General features: G+C 73.0%; 14 protein-coding genes. 8 read left to right on the top strand and 6 right to left on the bottom strand.

Features of this window, described 5'->3' with window-relative positions:
• Positions 1 to 76: 76 nt before the first annotated feature.
• Together ACZ51I_RS11890 and ACZ51I_RS11885 are read left to right on the top strand one after the other, a co-directional pair.
• A complete protein-coding gene (locus tag ACZ51I_RS11890; protein ID WP_468874252.1) occupies positions 77 to 760 on the top strand; it encodes a phosphatase PAP2 family protein in 684 nt (227 codons plus the stop codon).
• 129 nt (positions 761 to 889) lie between these two features.
• On the top strand, positions 890 to 1561 hold the full coding sequence (locus tag ACZ51I_RS11885; protein WP_468874250.1) for a TetR/AcrR family transcriptional regulator: 672 nt from the start codon (positions 890 to 892) through the stop codon (positions 1559 to 1561).
• On the opposite strand, the gene ACZ51I_RS11880 is transcribed toward ACZ51I_RS11885, so the two are convergent.
• Positions 1540 to 3078: an LVIVD repeat-containing protein gene (locus tag ACZ51I_RS11880; RefSeq protein ID WP_468874248.1), complete on the bottom strand. Its 1539-nt coding sequence runs from the start codon at positions 3076 to 3078 to the stop codon at positions 1540 to 1542. The genes ACZ51I_RS11885 and ACZ51I_RS11880 overlap by 22 nt on opposite strands.
• 176 nt (positions 3079 to 3254) lie before the next feature.
• Here ACZ51I_RS11880 and ACZ51I_RS11875 point away from each other — a divergent pair, with 176 nt between their 5' ends.
• Complete coding sequence (locus tag ACZ51I_RS11875; protein ID WP_468874245.1) at positions 3255 to 3905, top strand: DUF305 domain-containing protein; 651 nt, start codon at positions 3255 to 3257, stop codon at positions 3903 to 3905.
• Positions 3906 to 3979: 74 nt separating this feature from the next.
• Here the strand turns inward: ACZ51I_RS11875 and ACZ51I_RS11870 are convergent, their stop codons facing one another.
• Entirely contained in the window at positions 3980 to 4333 is a 354-nt protein-coding gene (locus tag ACZ51I_RS11870) for an ArsR/SmtB family transcription factor (protein ID WP_468874243.1), read from the bottom strand.
• A 123-nt stretch (positions 4334 to 4456) separates the two neighbouring features.
• On the opposite strand from ACZ51I_RS11870, the gene ACZ51I_RS11865 reads away from it, so the two are divergent.
• Together ACZ51I_RS11865 and ACZ51I_RS11860 are read left to right on the top strand one after the other, a co-directional pair.
• Complete coding sequence (locus ACZ51I_RS11865; RefSeq protein WP_468874241.1) at positions 4457 to 5536, top strand: NADH:flavin oxidoreductase/NADH oxidase; 1080 nt, start codon at positions 4457 to 4459, stop codon at positions 5534 to 5536.
• Between the two features lie 101 nt (positions 5537 to 5637).
• A complete protein-coding gene (locus ACZ51I_RS11860) occupies positions 5638 to 6720 on the top strand; it encodes a WD40/YVTN/BNR-like repeat-containing protein (protein ID WP_468874238.1) in 1083 nt (360 codons plus the stop codon).
• 110 nt (positions 6721 to 6830) lie between these two features.
• Here ACZ51I_RS11860 and ACZ51I_RS11855 read toward each other — a convergent pair whose 3' ends face one another.
• On the bottom strand, positions 6831 to 7508 hold the full coding sequence (locus tag ACZ51I_RS11855) for a uracil-DNA glycosylase (protein ID WP_468874236.1): 678 nt from the start codon (positions 7506 to 7508) through the stop codon (positions 6831 to 6833).
• A gap of 140 nt (positions 7509 to 7648) precedes the next feature.
• Here ACZ51I_RS11855 and ACZ51I_RS11850 point away from each other — a divergent pair, with 140 nt between their 5' ends.
• Positions 7649 to 8641 (top strand): N-acetylglucosamine kinase, encoded by a 993-nt coding sequence (locus ACZ51I_RS11850; protein ID WP_468874234.1) that lies wholly within the window; start codon positions 7649 to 7651, stop codon positions 8639 to 8641.
• Positions 8642 to 8854: 213 nt separating this feature from the next.
• Positions 8855 to 9778, top strand: a complete 924-nt coding sequence (locus ACZ51I_RS11845; protein ID WP_468874232.1) for a sirohydrochlorin chelatase — start codon at positions 8855 to 8857, stop codon at positions 9776 to 9778.
• 86 nt (positions 9779 to 9864) lie between these two features.
• Here the strand turns inward: ACZ51I_RS11845 and ACZ51I_RS11840 are convergent, their stop codons facing one another.
• From ACZ51I_RS11840 to ACZ51I_RS11830, 3 genes are all read right to left on the bottom strand, one after another.
• Positions 9865 to 10920, bottom strand: coding sequence for a lactonase family protein (locus tag ACZ51I_RS11840; protein ID WP_468874230.1), 1056 nt, complete (start codon positions 10918 to 10920; stop codon positions 9865 to 9867).
• A gap of 162 nt (positions 10921 to 11082) precedes the next feature.
• Complete coding sequence (locus ACZ51I_RS11835; RefSeq protein WP_468875608.1) at positions 11083 to 12576, bottom strand: FUSC family protein; 1494 nt, start codon at positions 12574 to 12576, stop codon at positions 11083 to 11085.
• 381 nt (positions 12577 to 12957) lie between these two features.
• Positions 12958 to 13581, bottom strand: a complete 624-nt coding sequence (locus ACZ51I_RS11830; RefSeq protein ID WP_468874228.1) for a DJ-1/PfpI family protein — start codon at positions 13579 to 13581, stop codon at positions 12958 to 12960.
• Between the two features lie 88 nt (positions 13582 to 13669).
• Between ACZ51I_RS11830 and ACZ51I_RS11825 the strand changes: the two genes are divergently transcribed.
• The gene (locus ACZ51I_RS11825) at positions 13670 to 15007 is read left to right on the top strand and encodes an aminotransferase-like domain-containing protein (protein ID WP_468874226.1); all 1338 of its coding nucleotides are present in this window, start codon (positions 13670 to 13672) and stop codon (positions 15005 to 15007) included.
• The last annotated feature ends 75 nt before the right edge of the window (positions 15008 to 15082 follow it).

The following is a 15082-nucleotide window of genomic DNA, read 5'->3' as shown; positions in this document are numbered from 1 at the left end:
GGACGGGGCTCGCGCGGCGACGCGCGGCGGGCGGGTGGAGGGCGGTGCGGGGTGGATCGTCGGGCAGGATCGGCGCATGCGCTCCTCCGCCCTCGTCTCCGGAGTCCTGGCCCTCGCTCTGCTCGTGCTCGTCGCCGTGGGGTGGTCGCCACTGCTCTCCTTCGACCGGTCGGTCGCCGAGGCGCTCCACCGCAGTGCCCACGCCCACCCCGGCCTCACCCACGTCAACCGTGTCCTGAGCGACTGGGTGTGGGACCCGTGGACGATGCGCGTCCTGGCCGCCGCCACCGCGGTGCTGCTGTGGCGGCGGCGGGAGCGACGGGCGGCTCTGTGGGTGGCCGGCACGAGCCTGCTGGCCGCCGGACTGCAGCAGGCCCTCAAGGCGCTGGTGGCCCGGGACCGGCCGCAGTGGGCCGATCCCGTCGACTCGGCGCGGTACGCCGCGTTCCCGTCGGGGCACGCGATGACGGCGACGGTCACCTGCGGGCTGCTGCTCTGGGTCCTCGCGCTGCACTGGCGCGACGAGTGGCGCGGCTGGGGCGTCCTGGCGACCGCCGCCGTGGTCTCGGTGCTCGGGGTCGGCTGGACGCGGGTCTATCTGGGCGTGCACTGGCCCTCGGACGTCGTCGGGGGCTGGCTGCTCGGCTGGTGCTGTGCGGCCGCGGCGGTCCTCACGTACCGGTGGAGCGAGCGGCGAGCGGCGGCGCGGACCGCGTCCCAGGGCGGCAGCGACGGGAGCAGAATGGGAGAAACACGATGAAGCCGCCTGTTCTGGACGATCCCCCGTGTCGCCCAGAACAGACGGCCTCCCCGGCGGTATGCCACAGGGGCATGCCGACGGGATGCGCCGAGTATATTGGCCGGCAGCCAGTCAACGCAGGAGTCCAGCATGTCCCCGCGTAGCCCATCGGTCAATGAAGAGCTTCGGCGACGGTCGCGCGAGCGGATTCTCCAGGCCACGGTGGAGCTGATCGACGCCCAGGGTTACGAGGCGACCACGCTGGGCGACATCGCGGAGCGAGCCGGTACGGCGCGGGGGCTGATCTCGTACTACTTCCCCGGCAAGCGGCAGCTGCTCCAGGCGGCGGTGCACCGGCTGATGCACCTCACCCTGGAGGAGGCGCTCGAGCGGGAGCCGCGCACGGAGGACGGCCGCGAGCGGCTGGCCCGGGCGATCGACGCGATTCTGGGGCTCGCGGTGACGCGGCCCACGCTGATGCGGACCCATATGGCGGGCATCCTGCAGGCGGAGGGGTTCGTGCAGTGCCAGGAGCAGCAGCGCCTGGCCTTCCTGCTGCGGGACACGGTCACGCGGTACGGCTCCGCGGACGTGGACACCGACTACCCGCTGCTGCGCGCCCTGCTGATGGGCGCGGTGGTGGCGGTGCTGCTGCCGGGAGCCCCCATGCCGCTGGGGCGCCTGCGGTCGGAGCTGTTCCAGCGGTACGGGCTCGACTGGGAGGCGGGCGTGCCGCCGGACGGAGGTCCGCCCGGCGGCACGACGGCGATCGGGCCGTCAGCCGGCCCTCACGCCCCCGGTCAGTCGTCGAAGTCGAAGTAGTCCGGCTGGGTCTGGACGTTGAGCTCGTCCATCCGGATCCGCTTCGCCGGGTCCGTACGGCGGTCGCTGAGCTTCAGGACGTCGAAGCCCTTCGCGATGTCGTTCGAGTAGATGTGGCCGTTGTAGTAGTACGCGGACCAGGAGCCGCCGGTCGTGATCGTGGTGGCGGAGAGCGGGCCGCGCTCGAAGTAGGCGATCTCCTTCGGGGCGGAGGAGTCGGTGAAGTCCCAGACGGAGACGCCGCCCTGGTACCAGGCCTGCACCATGAGGTCCTTGCCCTTGACCGGGATCAGCGAGCCGTTGTGGGCGACGCAGTTCTCGGTGTCGGCCTGGTGGCGCGGGATCTTGAAGTAGCTGCGGAAGACGAGCTTGCGCTTGTCTCCCTTGCCGACGATGTCGTAGATGCCGTCGGCACCCCGGTTCGGGCCGACCTCGGCGTTGCAGGTGGCAGCGCCGCCACCGCCGAGCTCGTCCGTGAAGACGACCTTGTTCGCCTTCTGGTTGAAGGTCGCGGAGTGCCAGAACGCGAAGTTGACGTTGTCCTGGACCTGGTCGATCACCCGCGGGTGCTCGGGGTCCTCGATGTCGAAGAGGATGCCGTCACCCATGCAGGCGCCGGCCGCGAGGTCCTTCTCCGGCAGCACGGTGATGTCGTGGCATCCGGTGGTCTTGGAGACGCCCGGGTTGGTGGGACCGCCCGGGTTGCCACCGCCGTCCGGGCCCTCGCCCGGGAAGAGGACGGGGAAGTTGACGACCGCCGCCTTCTCGGGCGCCTTGCGGGGCACCTTGATGACGGAGATTCCGTCGTGCGGGGGCTGGCAGTCCGGGAAGGCCGCGTTGGGCGAGTAGGAGGAGACGTAGACGTACACGTTCTTGCCCTTGGGCAGGATCGTGTGGGTGTGGGAACCGCAGGCGGTCTCGACGGCGGCGACGTACTTCGGGTTGGCGATGTCGCTGATGTCGAAGATCTTCATGCCCTCCCAGGATTCCTTGACCGAGGCGGGCTGCGTCGTGCTGGCGCACGAGTTGTCGCTGCGGGAGGAGTCGGTGGAGAGGAAGAGGAGGTTCCCGGAGACGGAGATGTCGTTCTGGGAGCCCGGGCAGAAGACCTGCGCGACGGTCTTCGGGTCCTTCGGGTCGCTGATGTCGTAGATCCGGAAGCCGTCGTAGTTGCCGGCGAAGGCGTACTTGCCCTGGAAGGCGAGGTCCGTGTTGAGGCTCTTGAGGGCGTCCTTGGGGACGTTCGCGAGGTGCTCGATGTTCTGGCTGTGGACGATCTCGTCCACGCCGGGTATCTCGCCGCTCTGGATGGCGGAGCGCGCCTCGGCCGCCTGCCGCGAGGAGACGGCGCCCTGCGCGGGGGCCGAGTCCCCGGGGTCGGGGGTGGCGGCGGCGGAGCCGGCCGCGAGCAGTGTGGCCAGCAGCCCGGCGGCGGCGGATGCCACGCCCAGGCGTCTGAACCGGGCACGCGGGTCGCGCGTGTCGGACGTGGTACGCGGGGTACGCAACGAAGTCACTCCGTCCTCCCTGGTATCCGTTCGGTTGTGAACGGGTGTTGGACCCCGGCAGTATCTTCCTTGCCGTGCACATCTCAACAGATGGCAACACAGACGTCATGAATGTTTTTGATCGGTCCGCCCGAGAAAAGTGCTAGGAACGGTCACCGTCCCCGCAAGAACATCTGGAGGTCGCGTTGTTGATCCGCCGTCAGCGTGCCGTCGCCGTCCTGGCCCTGTCCGCCGTCGCCGTACTCGCCCTGGGCGCCTGCGAGTCGGGACCGGACGAGGACGCCCCGCGGGCCGCGGCCTCGACCGGTCCAGCGGTGGTGGCCCCGGGGAAGCCCGGCGAACCGGCCCGGCGGATATCCCCCGAGGAGGCCGCCCGGCTGCTCCCCGACGAGAGCCCGAACAGCGCGGACTTCCGGTACGCGCAGATGATGATCGTGCACCACCGGCAGGCCCTGACGATGACGGAGCTGGCCCCCGGGCGGGCCTCCTCGCCCCAGGTGAAGAAGGTCGCCGAACGCATCGCCGCGGCGCAGCGGCCGGAGATCGACGCGATGGAAGGTTGGCTGGAAAACAACGGTGGTCCGCGCGAGCAGGGAGCCCACGACCATCACTCGATGCCGGGCATGGCGACCGAGGACCAGCTGAAGGAGCTGCGGAACGCCAAGGGCGAGGCCTTCGACGAACTCTTCCTGAAGCTCATGATCACGCACCACGAAGGGGCCGTGACGATGGCCGCCGAGGTGCTGAGCGAGGGGAACAACGGGATCGTGGAGGAGATGGCGAACGACGTGATCGCCCAGCAGACCTCGGAGATCAACCGGATGCGCTCGCTGTAGGCGGCCGCGCGGACGGCGCCGGCCCGACGGGGCGGAGCTTCCCCGAGGCGGGCCGCCGGAGCGGGGCCCGCTCGTCAGACCGCCTCCCCCTCGCGCCCGGCCTGGGCGCCTGCGGCGGCCAGGACGGAGTCGAGCAGGCCGGGGAAGAGGGCGTCGAGGTCGTCCCTGCGCAGGGCGTTGAGCTTGGCCGTGCCCCGGTACATCTGCTGGATCACGCCGCTCTCGCGGAGCACCCGGAAGTGGTGCGTGGTCGTGGACTTGGTCACCGGGAGGTCGAAGTACGAGCAGCTGAGCTCGGTGTCCTCGCGCGCCATGTCCCGCACGATCCGCAGACGCACGGCGTCCGCGAGGGCGTGCAGCACCTCTTCGAGGCGGATCTGGTCGCGCGTGGGGTGTTCGAGGACGCGCGGGCTGGTGGTGGTCGTCATGGCGGCGGCTCCACTTCATCCGGGATGCGGTCCATTGTACGAGAGTCCTCGTAGTTTGACAGTCGCCGTACTACGATGAGTATCGTACGAGGACCTTCGAGGCATCCCGAAATGGAGTCCGTCATGAGCGTCGCCCTGTTCGAGCCGTACACCCTGCGGTCCCTGACCGTGCCCAACCGGGTCTGGATGGCGCCCATGTGCCAGTACTCGGCGGAGACGACCGGACCGAACGCGGGGGTCGCCGGCGACTGGCACTTCGCCCACTACGCGGCCCGTGCCACCGGCGGCGCCGGACTGATCCTCGTCGAGGCGACGGCCGTCGCCCCCGAGGGCCGCATCAGCCCGGCGGACCTCGGCCTCTGGAACGACACCCAGATCGAAGGACTCCGGCGGATCTCCGGCTTCCTCAAGGAGCACGGCACCGTCCCCGGCATCCAGATCGGGCACGCCGGACGCAAGGCCGCCACCAACCGCCCCTGGCTGGGACGCGGCCCCGTCGGACCGGACGAGGGCTGGCAGCCCGTCGCCCCCAGCCCTGTCGAGTTCGCCGAGGGCTACCCGGTGCCGACCGAACTGACCGTGGAGCGGATCCAGGAGATCACCGGCCGGTTCGCCGACGCCGCCCGGCGCGCCCTGGCGGCCGGTTTCGAGGTTCTCGAGGTGCACGGCGCCCACGGGTACCTGATCGGCGAGTTCCTCTCCCCGCACAGCAACCACCGGACGGACGCGTACGGCGGCTCGTTCGAGAACCGGACCCGCCTCGCCCTGGAAGTCGTCGACGCCGTCCGGGCAGTCTGGCCCGAGGAGCTGCCCCTCTTCTTCCGGATCTCCGCCACCGACTGGCTGGAGGAGCAGGGGTGGACGGTCGACGAGACCGTGCGCTTCGCCGCCCTCCTGCGCGAGCACGGCGTCGACCTCCTCGACGTCTCCAGCGGCGGCAACGGCGGGCCGGCCGAGATTCCGGTGGGACCCGGCTACCAGGTGCCCTTCGCCGCCCGCGTCAAGGCGGAGACCGGGCTGCCCGTCGCGGCCGTCGGCCTGATCACCGAGAGCGGACAGGCCGAGAAGATCCTCGCCAGCGGCGAGGCCGACGCGGTCCTCCTCGGCCGCGAGCTCCTGCGCGACGCCTCCTGGCCGCGCCGCGCCGCCCGCGACCTCGGCGCGCGGACCCCCGCCCCGCCGCAGTACGCCTGGGCGATCTGAGCACACGGCGGCCGGGCCGGGAGTGTCCTCGGGGGCCGTTGTCAGTGGCCGGGTGCAGACTGGCCCGTATCAGTGACAACGGCGTCCTGGAGGTGGCAGTCATGCCCGACGTACTCCTCACCGTAGGCACCCGCAAGGGCCTCTTCATCGGCCGGCGGCACGACGGACGATGGGAGTTCGACGATCCCGGCTTCCCGGCGCAGGCGGTGTACTCGGTCGCCATCGACACCCGGCGACCGACCCCGCGTCTGCTCGCGGGCGGGGACAGCGCCCACTGGGGCCCCTCCGTCTTCCACTCCGACGACCTCGGCAGGACCTGGACCGAACCCGCGCGTCCCGCCGTGAAGTTCCCCGAGGACACGGGTGCCTCCCTGGAGCGCGTCTGGCAGCTGCACCCGGCGCCGGGGCACTCCCCCGACGTCGTGTACGCGGGGACCGAGCCGGCCGCGCTCTTCCGGTCTGCGGACGGCGGCGAGTCCTTCGAGCTCGTCCGCCCGCTCTGGGAGCATCCGACGCGCTCCCAGTGGGTGCCCGGCGGAGGCGGCGAGGCCGTGCACACCGTGGTCACCGACCCGCGCGACCCGGACGCGCTGACGGTCGCGGTGTCGACCGCGGGCGTGTTCCGCTCGCGGGACGGCGGGGCCGCGTGGGCCCCCTCCAACCACGGCGTGTCCGCCGTCTTCCTGCCCGATCCGAACCCCGAGTTCGGGCAGTGCGTCCACAAGATCGCCCAGGACGCGGGCGACAAGGACCGGCTCTACCTCCAGAACCACTGGGGGGTCTTCCGCAGCGACGACGCCGGCGCGAACTGGACCGACATCGGCTCGGGGCTCCCCTCCGACTTCGGCTTCGCGGTCGCCGCGCACCCGCACCGGCCCGACACCGCCTACGTCTTCCCGATCACCGCCGACTCCGACCGGGTGCCGGCGGGCCGCCGCTGCCGCGTCTACCGCACGGCGGACGCGGGCGAGACCTGGGAGCCGCTGAGCCGGGGACTGCCCGAGGGGGACCACTACGGCACGGTGCTGCGGGACGCGCTGTGCACGGACGACGCGGACCCGGCGGGCGTCTACTTCGGCAACCGGAACGGCGAGGTGTACGCGAGCGCCGACGACGGGGACAGCTGGCAGCTCCTGGCGGAGCACCTGCCGGACGTCCTGTGCGTGCGGGCGGCGGTGATCTGACGCCCGGGGGCCTCACCGGAGGAAGCGCGGTCGGCCCTCCGCCGAGGGCGGGCTGACCGGACCCTTCCGGCGAGGGCCCGGAGGTGGCGGGTCGTCACCGGTCGGAGTGGTCAGGGCAGGCGCCAGTCCACCGGCTGGGCGCCCATGCCGAGGAGCATCTCGTTCGCCCGGCTGAACGGGCGGGATCCGAAGAAGCCCCGGTCCGCCGACATCGGGGAGGGGTGCGCGGACTCGATCGCGGGCAGGTCGCCGAGGAGCGGGCGGGCGTTGCGGGCGTCACGGCCCCAGAGGATCGACACCAGGGGCTTGCCCCGGGCGGCCAGCGCGCGGATCGCCTGCTCGGTGACCTCTTCCCAGCCCTTGCCCCGGTGGGCGGCCGGCTTGCGCGGGGCCGTGGTCAGCGCCCGGTTGAGGAGCAGGACACCCTGGCGGGTCCACGGGGTCAGATCGCCGTTCGACGGCCGGGGCAGACCGAGGTCGGTGTGCAGTTCCCGGAAGATGTTCTCCAGGCTGCCGGGGAGCGAACGGACCTCGGGGGCGACCGAGAAGCTGAGGCCCATCGCCATCCCCGGCGTGGGATAGGGGTCCTGACCCACGATCAGGACCCGCACCTCGTCGAAGGGCTGCTGGAAGGCCCGCAGCACGTTCGGCCCGGAGGGCAGGTACGTCCGGCCGGCGGCGATCTCCGCCCGCAGGAAGTCGCCCATCGCGGCGACACGTCCCGCGACGGGGCTCAGGGCCTCCGCCCAGCCGGGCTCCACCAGTTCGTTCAAGGGTCGCGCTGTCACGGTCCGTCACTCTACCGGCCTACACCGACAGCGCCCCGCCTCCTGGGGCAGTGCCGGGCGTCGCGGACCCGGCCCTGATCCGCCGGACTGGTCCTACACTGCCGATCACCCTTCCGACCGCTCCGTGAGGACGTTGTGCCGTGGTCTCCGTGAACGAACCCGCAGCAGGCCTCGTCGTCGGCGTCGACTCCGGCGGTTCGGGGCTCCGTATCGCGCTCGCCGAGGCGAGCGGCACCGTCCTGGAGACCGTCTCCTCCCGGCAGCCGGTCCGGACGGGACCGGACGGGATCTCCGCCGTTCACTTCCTGGAACAGGTGCTGCCCGCCGTCGCCGCCCTGCGGGAGCGCGCCGGCGGGCGGCCTATCGCCGCCGCGGCCGTGGGTGCCGCCGGGATGGCGACCCTCGGGGACGAGCTGCGGGCCGAACTGCCGGGCGCCTTCGAGGCGGCGTGGGGCGTGCGCCGTCTCGCGCTCGCGGCCGACGCGGTCACCGCGTACGCCGGGGCGCTCGGGCAGCGGCCGGGCGTCGTCGTCGCGGGCGGTACGGGTCTCGTCGCGCTCGGGACCGATCTGACGTCCTGGCGGCGGGCCGACGGCTGGGGGCACCTCCTCGGCGACTGCGGCAGCGGCGCCTGGATCGGCCGGGCCGGCCTGGAGGCGGCGATGCGCGCGTACGACGGCCGGCGCGGCGGGTCGACGGCGCTCCTGACCCGGGCCGAGAAGCTCTTCGGGCCGGCGGCGGGACTGCCGGGCGTGCTCTACCCGCGTACGGACCGGCCCGCGGTGCTCGCCTCCTTCGCCCCCGAGGTGGGGCTCTGCGCCGCGGCGGATCCCGTGGCGGCCGGCATCCTCGCGCGGGCCGGCGCGCACATCGCCGAGGCCGCCGCAGCCGTGTGCCCCGCGGAGCCGGGTGCCTCCGTGGCCCTCACCGGCGGGCTCTTCAGGATGGGCGAGCCCCTGCTCGTACCGCTGCGGGCCGCCCTCGGTGAACTCCTGCCGCGGGCCCGGACGGTGGAGTCGGCGGGAGATCCGCTCGCCGGGGCGGTCGCCCTCGCCACCGGGCTCGCCGCCGGCACCCTGCGCCTGCCGGAAGACCCCTCCCTGCTCCGGCTGTTCGGCGTCGACGCGGCTTGAGCGGCGCCTTCCGCCCAGGTGGGAGGTGGTGCGCCGGAGCGGGAGCGGGCCCGTACGGTGTGGAGAGCGAGCGGAAGTGGAACGTCTGTCCGAGCATCGAGGAACACGACGCGGAACGGAAGCCGCGGCCGAGAGCGGACATAGAGGGGCAGAAGGCGCGTGACCGCACCTCAGCCAACGGCGCGGCGGGCGAAACCAGTAGCATGCGGCGCCATGAGCTCCCCCACTGGGCCTGCTTCCGGCCTGCCTGTACGAATGCCTCGACCCCGCCAGTCCGGGCGGCACCGTCGCCCCGAACCCGCGGCGGCGCCCGAGGGCGCTCCCGCACTGGTTCTCGCCGTGCCCGGCGCGCCGTCCGCCGCCATACGCTCGCTGGCCGAAGAGGTCGTGAGCATCGCCCGCTCCGAGCTGCCCGGCCTCGAGGCCGCGATCGGTTTCCTGGAGGGTGACGACAGCGAGCACCCCTCGCTCGCGACCGTCCTCGCGGCGGCCGCCACGCTGCGCACCGAGCGGTACGAGCTGGCCCTCGCCGCCGGCCGCGAGGCCACCGCCCCGACGGGCCCGGCCGCGGTCGTCGTCCCGCTGCTCGCGGGCCCCGACAGCGCCCAGATGCGCCAGGTGCGCCAGGCCCTGATGGACGGCGGCAACACCGCCGAGCTGACCGACGTCCTCGGCCCGCACCCGCTGCTCGCCGAGGCCCTGCACGTCCGCCTCTCCGAGGCCGGTCTGGCCCGCGCCGACCGGGCCCGGCTGTTCACGGTCGCGACGGCCGCCGACGGCATCATCCTGGCCACGGTCGGTGGCGAGGAGGCCGTGCAGGCCGCCGGGATCACCGGCATGCTGCTCGCCGCGCGCCTCGCCGTCCCGGTGATGGCCGCCGCCCTCGACCAGGAGGGTTCCATCGCCGCCGTGGCCGAGCAGCTGCGTGCGGCCGGCGCGGAGCAGCTGGCCCTCGCCCCGTACCTGATCGGCCCCGAGCTGGCCGACGGTCTCCTCGACGAGGCGTCGAAGGAGGCCGGGTGCGCCGCCGCCGAACCGCTGGGCGCCTACCCGGCCATCGGCAAGCTGGTGCTCTCGCAGTACACGGCCGCGCTGGGCATTCCGCCGCAGCAGCCGCAGGGCGCGCCCGCGCTCTGAGGCCCGCGACCCCGCGTCGTACGGAAGGGCCCGCTCCGGATCATCCGGTGCGGGCCCTTCGTCGTGTCCGGCTTGGGCGCGGCGGCTCAGCCGAGGACGACGCAGGAGGCCGCGGGGGCCTCGATCGCGCCGGTGCGCGACGGGATCCCGGTCTCCGGGTCGAGGGCGAACCAGGTGACGTCGCCGGAGCGCTCGTTCGCCACGTAGAGACGCCGCCCCGAGGGGTCGAGGGTCAGGTCGCGGGGCCAGCTGCCGCCGCAGGGCACGGTGGCGACGAGACCGGCCTCGGCGCCGTCCGCCCCCAGGGCGAGCACGGCGAGGGTGTCGTCGCCGCGCACGGCGGCCCAGAGGAAGCGTCCGTCGCGGGCGACGACCACCTCGGAGGGGTAGTGGCGGCCGGGGGTGCCCTCGGGGACGACGGGCGTCTCGCCGAGCGGTTCGAGGCTGCCTACCTCCGCGTCCCACCGGCAGACGGTGAGGGTGGGCTCCAGCTCGTTGAGGACGTAGGCGTACGTGCCGGCCGGATGGAAGGCGAGGTGGCGCGGGCCGGTGCCGGGGCGCAGCGCGGTCTCGCGGTGGAGGGTGAGCCGCCCGGTCGCGGGGTCGAGCGCGCAGGTCCGTACGGAGTCGGTGCCGAGGTCGACGCTGAGGACCCACCCGCCGCTCGGGTCGGGGAGCACCTGGTGGGCGTGCGGGCCGCTCTGGCGGTCGGCCACGGGGCCGCTGCCCTCGTGCCGCAGGACGGCGGCGGCGGGGCGGGCGGTGCCGTCCTCGGCCAGGGGCAGGGCGGTGACGCTGCCGGAGGTGTAGTTGGCCGTGAGGAGGTGTCCGGCGGCGAGCGCCAGGTGGGTGGGGCCGGCGCCGTCGACGGGCACGGGGGCGCCGAGGGGCCGGGGTACGGGGCCGGTGACGTCGAAGGCGGCGACGGCGCCCGCCTCGGTCTCGGACACGACGTGGAGCACGGGGCCGACGAGGGCGAGGAAGGACGGGTCGGCGACGGCGTCGCTGCCGCCGGTGACGGTCAGCGCGCCGGTCGCCTCGTCCACGTCGGCGACGAGGAGACCGCGGCCGCCCGCGGAGGTGAAGGAGCCGATGTACGCCCGTACCCCGCTCCGGCCCTGAACCGTCCCTGTGCCGCCCACGGCGCCCTCCCCTGTCCGCCGGTCGCGGTCGACCGGCCGTCGTCTCGTCGGGCGACGGTAGCAGGCGGTCTAGACCAAAGGGGGGAAGTGGGCTGGATCCGTCACAGGCGCGGCCGGGACACGGAACGGCTCACCGGAACCGACCCGCCCGTACGGTCCCTCTCAGGAACGGAGCATCCACGCGCCGGGCGGGGTCCGCAGCGGAGCATTCAGCTCCGTGAGCACGCGGGCGAGCCCCTGGGCGTGGGCGAGAGCCGACGCGCCCGCGTGGGCGTCACCCTCGGTCCGGGGGTGACCCTCCGGTTCCACCGCGGCCCCTTCGCGGGAGGTGAGGGCCTCCACGGCGGCCTCCACGCGCCAGCAGGCCGCGGCCAGGCGGGCGTCGTGACCGGCATCCGGGTCGGCGGCCACGGCCACCAGTCCCCGCACCTCCCTGGCCGCTTCGTCGAGCAGGCCGAGGACGCGGCGCGCTCGCTGCTTCCTCCCCCTGAACGGGTTCAACGGATGCACCAGCGGAGCCAGCGAGAGCCGCACGCGTCCGAGAAGCGCCTCCAGCTCGGCGGCGTGCGGCGTCGGGTCGGCCGCCTCCTCGCCGGCGAGGCGCCGAACGGACGCCGAGGTGGCGGACCGGACGCAGAGGAGCGCTCGCTGGATCCACGCCTCGTTCGTCGTGTGCGTGCGGACGGGAAGGACCAGCGTCACGGCGAGTCCGGCACACACGGCCCCGACCCCGGTCTCGGCCACGCGCAGGAGCAGCAGCGCACCGTCCAGCACCCCCAGCAGCCCGTACAGCAGACTGGCCATCACGGTGACCGCGAGGATCATCCAGCTGTAGGACACGGGGGCGGCGTAGAAGATCCCGAACACACACACGGCGACGAGCACGGCGGTGATGACGGGCGCACCGCCCAGCGGGACGGCGACGAGGAACCCGGCGGCGATTCCGGTGACGGTGCCGAGGACCCGGCGGAAGCCCCGTACGAGCGTCTCGCCCCGCGAGGCCGTGTTGACGAAGATCCACCAGACGGTGCCGACGGCCCAGTACCAGCGCTCCTCCGAGAGGAACTGTCCGATGACGAGGGCCGCCCCCGAGGCGACGGCGACCTGGACGGCCTGGCGTGTGGTGGTCCGGGCGAGCCCCGTCCCGGGCAGGGCGGCGGGCGCCGCGGGCGGGGGGACACGGCGCTCGATGGGCCACACCAGGAAGCGCACGGCGCCGGCCGCGCCCAGGGCGATGCCGGTGGCCGCGTACAGCTCGGGGAGCTGGGCGGGGAGGGCGTGCAGGAACTGGGTCACGAAGAACTGCATGAACGCGAAGATGCCGAGCGCGTGCCCGCGCGGTCCCCAGCGGCGCGCGTACACACCCGCGAAGACCACGACCAGCCAGACCGCGTCGCGCAGAAGCGGCACGCCGTGCAGGAGGGCCGCGAGGGCGAGCACGGGGAAGCCGACCGTCGGCAGCAGAGCGGTGGTGACCGCCTGACGGCGCACGGTGGGGTCGCCGACCGTGAAGAGGGCGAGCAGCGCGGCGAGACCGGCGGTGATGGAAGCGACGAGGGACAGGCCGAACAGCTCGGCCAGGGCGACCGCGAGCGCGACGCCGAGGACGGCACGGAGCGAGATCCTGAGCCGGACGAGCCCCGGATCCGGGGCCATGAAGTACTTGTGCACGGCGGCCGACCGCCCCCCTTGATCTGTTCCTCGCCGCGTACGGGGCTCCCCGGGGGTGGTGGGGGCTCGGACACGACGAAGGCACCGCGGGCCGGTCCGGCCTCGTAGCCGGACGGCGCTGCGCGGCGCCGAAGGTATGTGATGGCTACAAGGATAGACCGAAGGGGACACAGCGGCTCAACTCGCCGGCGGAACGGTGGGCCATTGGCCCACCGGCACGGTGGACCGAGTGACCGGACGAAGCCATTGGCCCACGTGCGTCGGCTGAGCTGGGCGTCGGCGCCGAGCCTTGCGTTTCCGCGTGGCCCGGGTCCGCCTGGTTCTCGTGGGCGGCCCGGGGGCCGCCGCTCACGACGGGCTGGTCGGTCAGACGAGTGACGGGGCGGGGGCGGGCAGGTAGGGGGTGATGTTGCGGCGGGCGCGCTCGATGTACTCCTCCTTCTCGCCGACCGGGGCGACGTAGTGCAACGCGTCTTCGGCGGCTGCGTCGCCCTGAAGGCGGGCGATGACCCAGGCGGCGAGGTACTGCGAGGCGAGGCAACCGCCGGCGGTGGCGATGTTGCCCTTGGCGTAGAAGGGCTGGTTGAGCACATCGACGCCGGCGGCGACGACCCAGGGCTTGGTGATCAGGTCGGTGCAGGCGGGGATGCCGTCGAGCAGGCCGAGCTTGGCCAGCACGAGCGCGCCGGAGCACTGCGCCGCGATGAGCTGGCGCGAGGGGTCCAGGCCACGCAGGATCTTCATGATCGCCGGGTCTTCGACGACCTCGCGGGTGGCGATGCCGCTGCCGACGATGACGGCGTCAGCGGCGCACGCCTCCTCGAGGGTGGACATCTGCTCGATGACGACGCCGTTCATCGACGTCACCTTGGGGCTCGGGGTGGCGATGGTGACGCGCCAGTCGTTGGTCTTGACGCGGTTGAGCACACCGAGCGCGATCAGGGAGTCGAGCTCGTTGTAGCCCTCGAAGGTGAGGATGGCGATGTGCACGGCGGCGTTCCTTCCGACTGGGTGGATCTTGACAGTAGGAACCGCGGACCAGGACGGTCAAAGAATTGTCATGGATACAATTCGGCGCATGGCAGCCTCGCGGTACAAGCACCTGGTCGACGTGCTCGCTTCGGACATCCGGTCGGGTCGACTCGCCGCGGGTACGCGCCTGCCGACCCACCGCGGGCTCGCCGCCCGCGAGGGCATCGCCGTGGTGACCGCGACCCGCGTGTACGCCGAGCTGGAGGCGATGGGTCTGGTGAGCCGGGAACAGGGCCGCGGCACGTTCGTGCGTGACATCGCGGTACCCGCCGGCCATGGCATCGATCAGCAGGTCGTCGCCCCGGACGCGGTCGACCTCAACTTCAACTATCCGTCGCTGCCGGGCCAGGCCGACCTCCTCCGGCAGGCCCTGCGCGAGGTGGCCTCCTCCGGTGATCTCGACTCACTGCTGCGCTACCAACCCCACCAAGGGCGCCCCCAGGACAGAGCGTCGATCGCACGGCACCTGAGGCGTCGGGGAATCACCACGGACGCGGACCGGATCCTCATCGCCAACGGCGCCCAGCACGGCCTGGCCATCACCCTCATGGCCACGCTCGACGCCGGCGACGTCGTCGCGGTCGACGCGCTCACCTATCCGGGTTTCAAGGTGCTCGCGCACGCCTTTCACCTCGCCCTGGAGCCCGTACCCACCACCACCGACGGGCCGGATCTCGACGCCCTGGAGAAACTGTGCGCGACCCGCCCCGTGCGCGCGATCTACACCATGCCCACCTTGCACAACCCGCTGGGCTGGGTCATGCCGGCACCCGACCGCACCCGCCTGATCGAGATCGCCCGGCAGTACGGGCCGCTCATCATCGAGGACGCCTCCTACGCCTACCTGGTCGAGGACGCTCCACCGCCGCTGGCCGCCACGGCGCCGGACATCACCGTCTACGTCTCCGGGCTCTCCAAGAGCATCGCCACCGGCCTCCGGGTCGGCTTCGTCATCGCCCCGCCGGCCACGGTGCCCCCGCTCGAACGCGCGATCCGGGCGACCACCTGGAACACCCCGGCCCTCACCACCGCGATCGCCTGCCGCTGGCTCGACGACGGCACGGTGGACCACTTGGAAGCGCAGAAGCGGGACGACGCCAAGGCGCGCCAAGCACTCGCCCGCCACGAGCTGGCAGGCCTCCCCCTGATCGGCCACCCCGCGTCCTACTTCACATGGCTGCCGCTGCCCGATGACGCACGCGCCGATCGCCTGACCGCCACCCTTGCGCGTCAGCACATCTCGGTATCCACGGCGGAGCCGTTCACCACCTCGACCCACACGCCCCAGGCGCTCCGCCTCGCTCTGGGCTCGACCGATCCGGACCGTCTCCGGTCGACGCTGCGTACGGTGCGACGAGTCACCATGGAGGACGCCCACGCCTGAACTCCTCGCGACCGGCCGCGGGCCGGGGCATGGGTACAGTCGGGAATCGGACGAACGGGGGCGAAGGAGGCCGAC

This window comes from Streptomyces sp. NPDC034084 (genome assembly GCF_055575535.1).
This window is presented reverse-complemented; position numbering and strand designations above follow the sequence as displayed.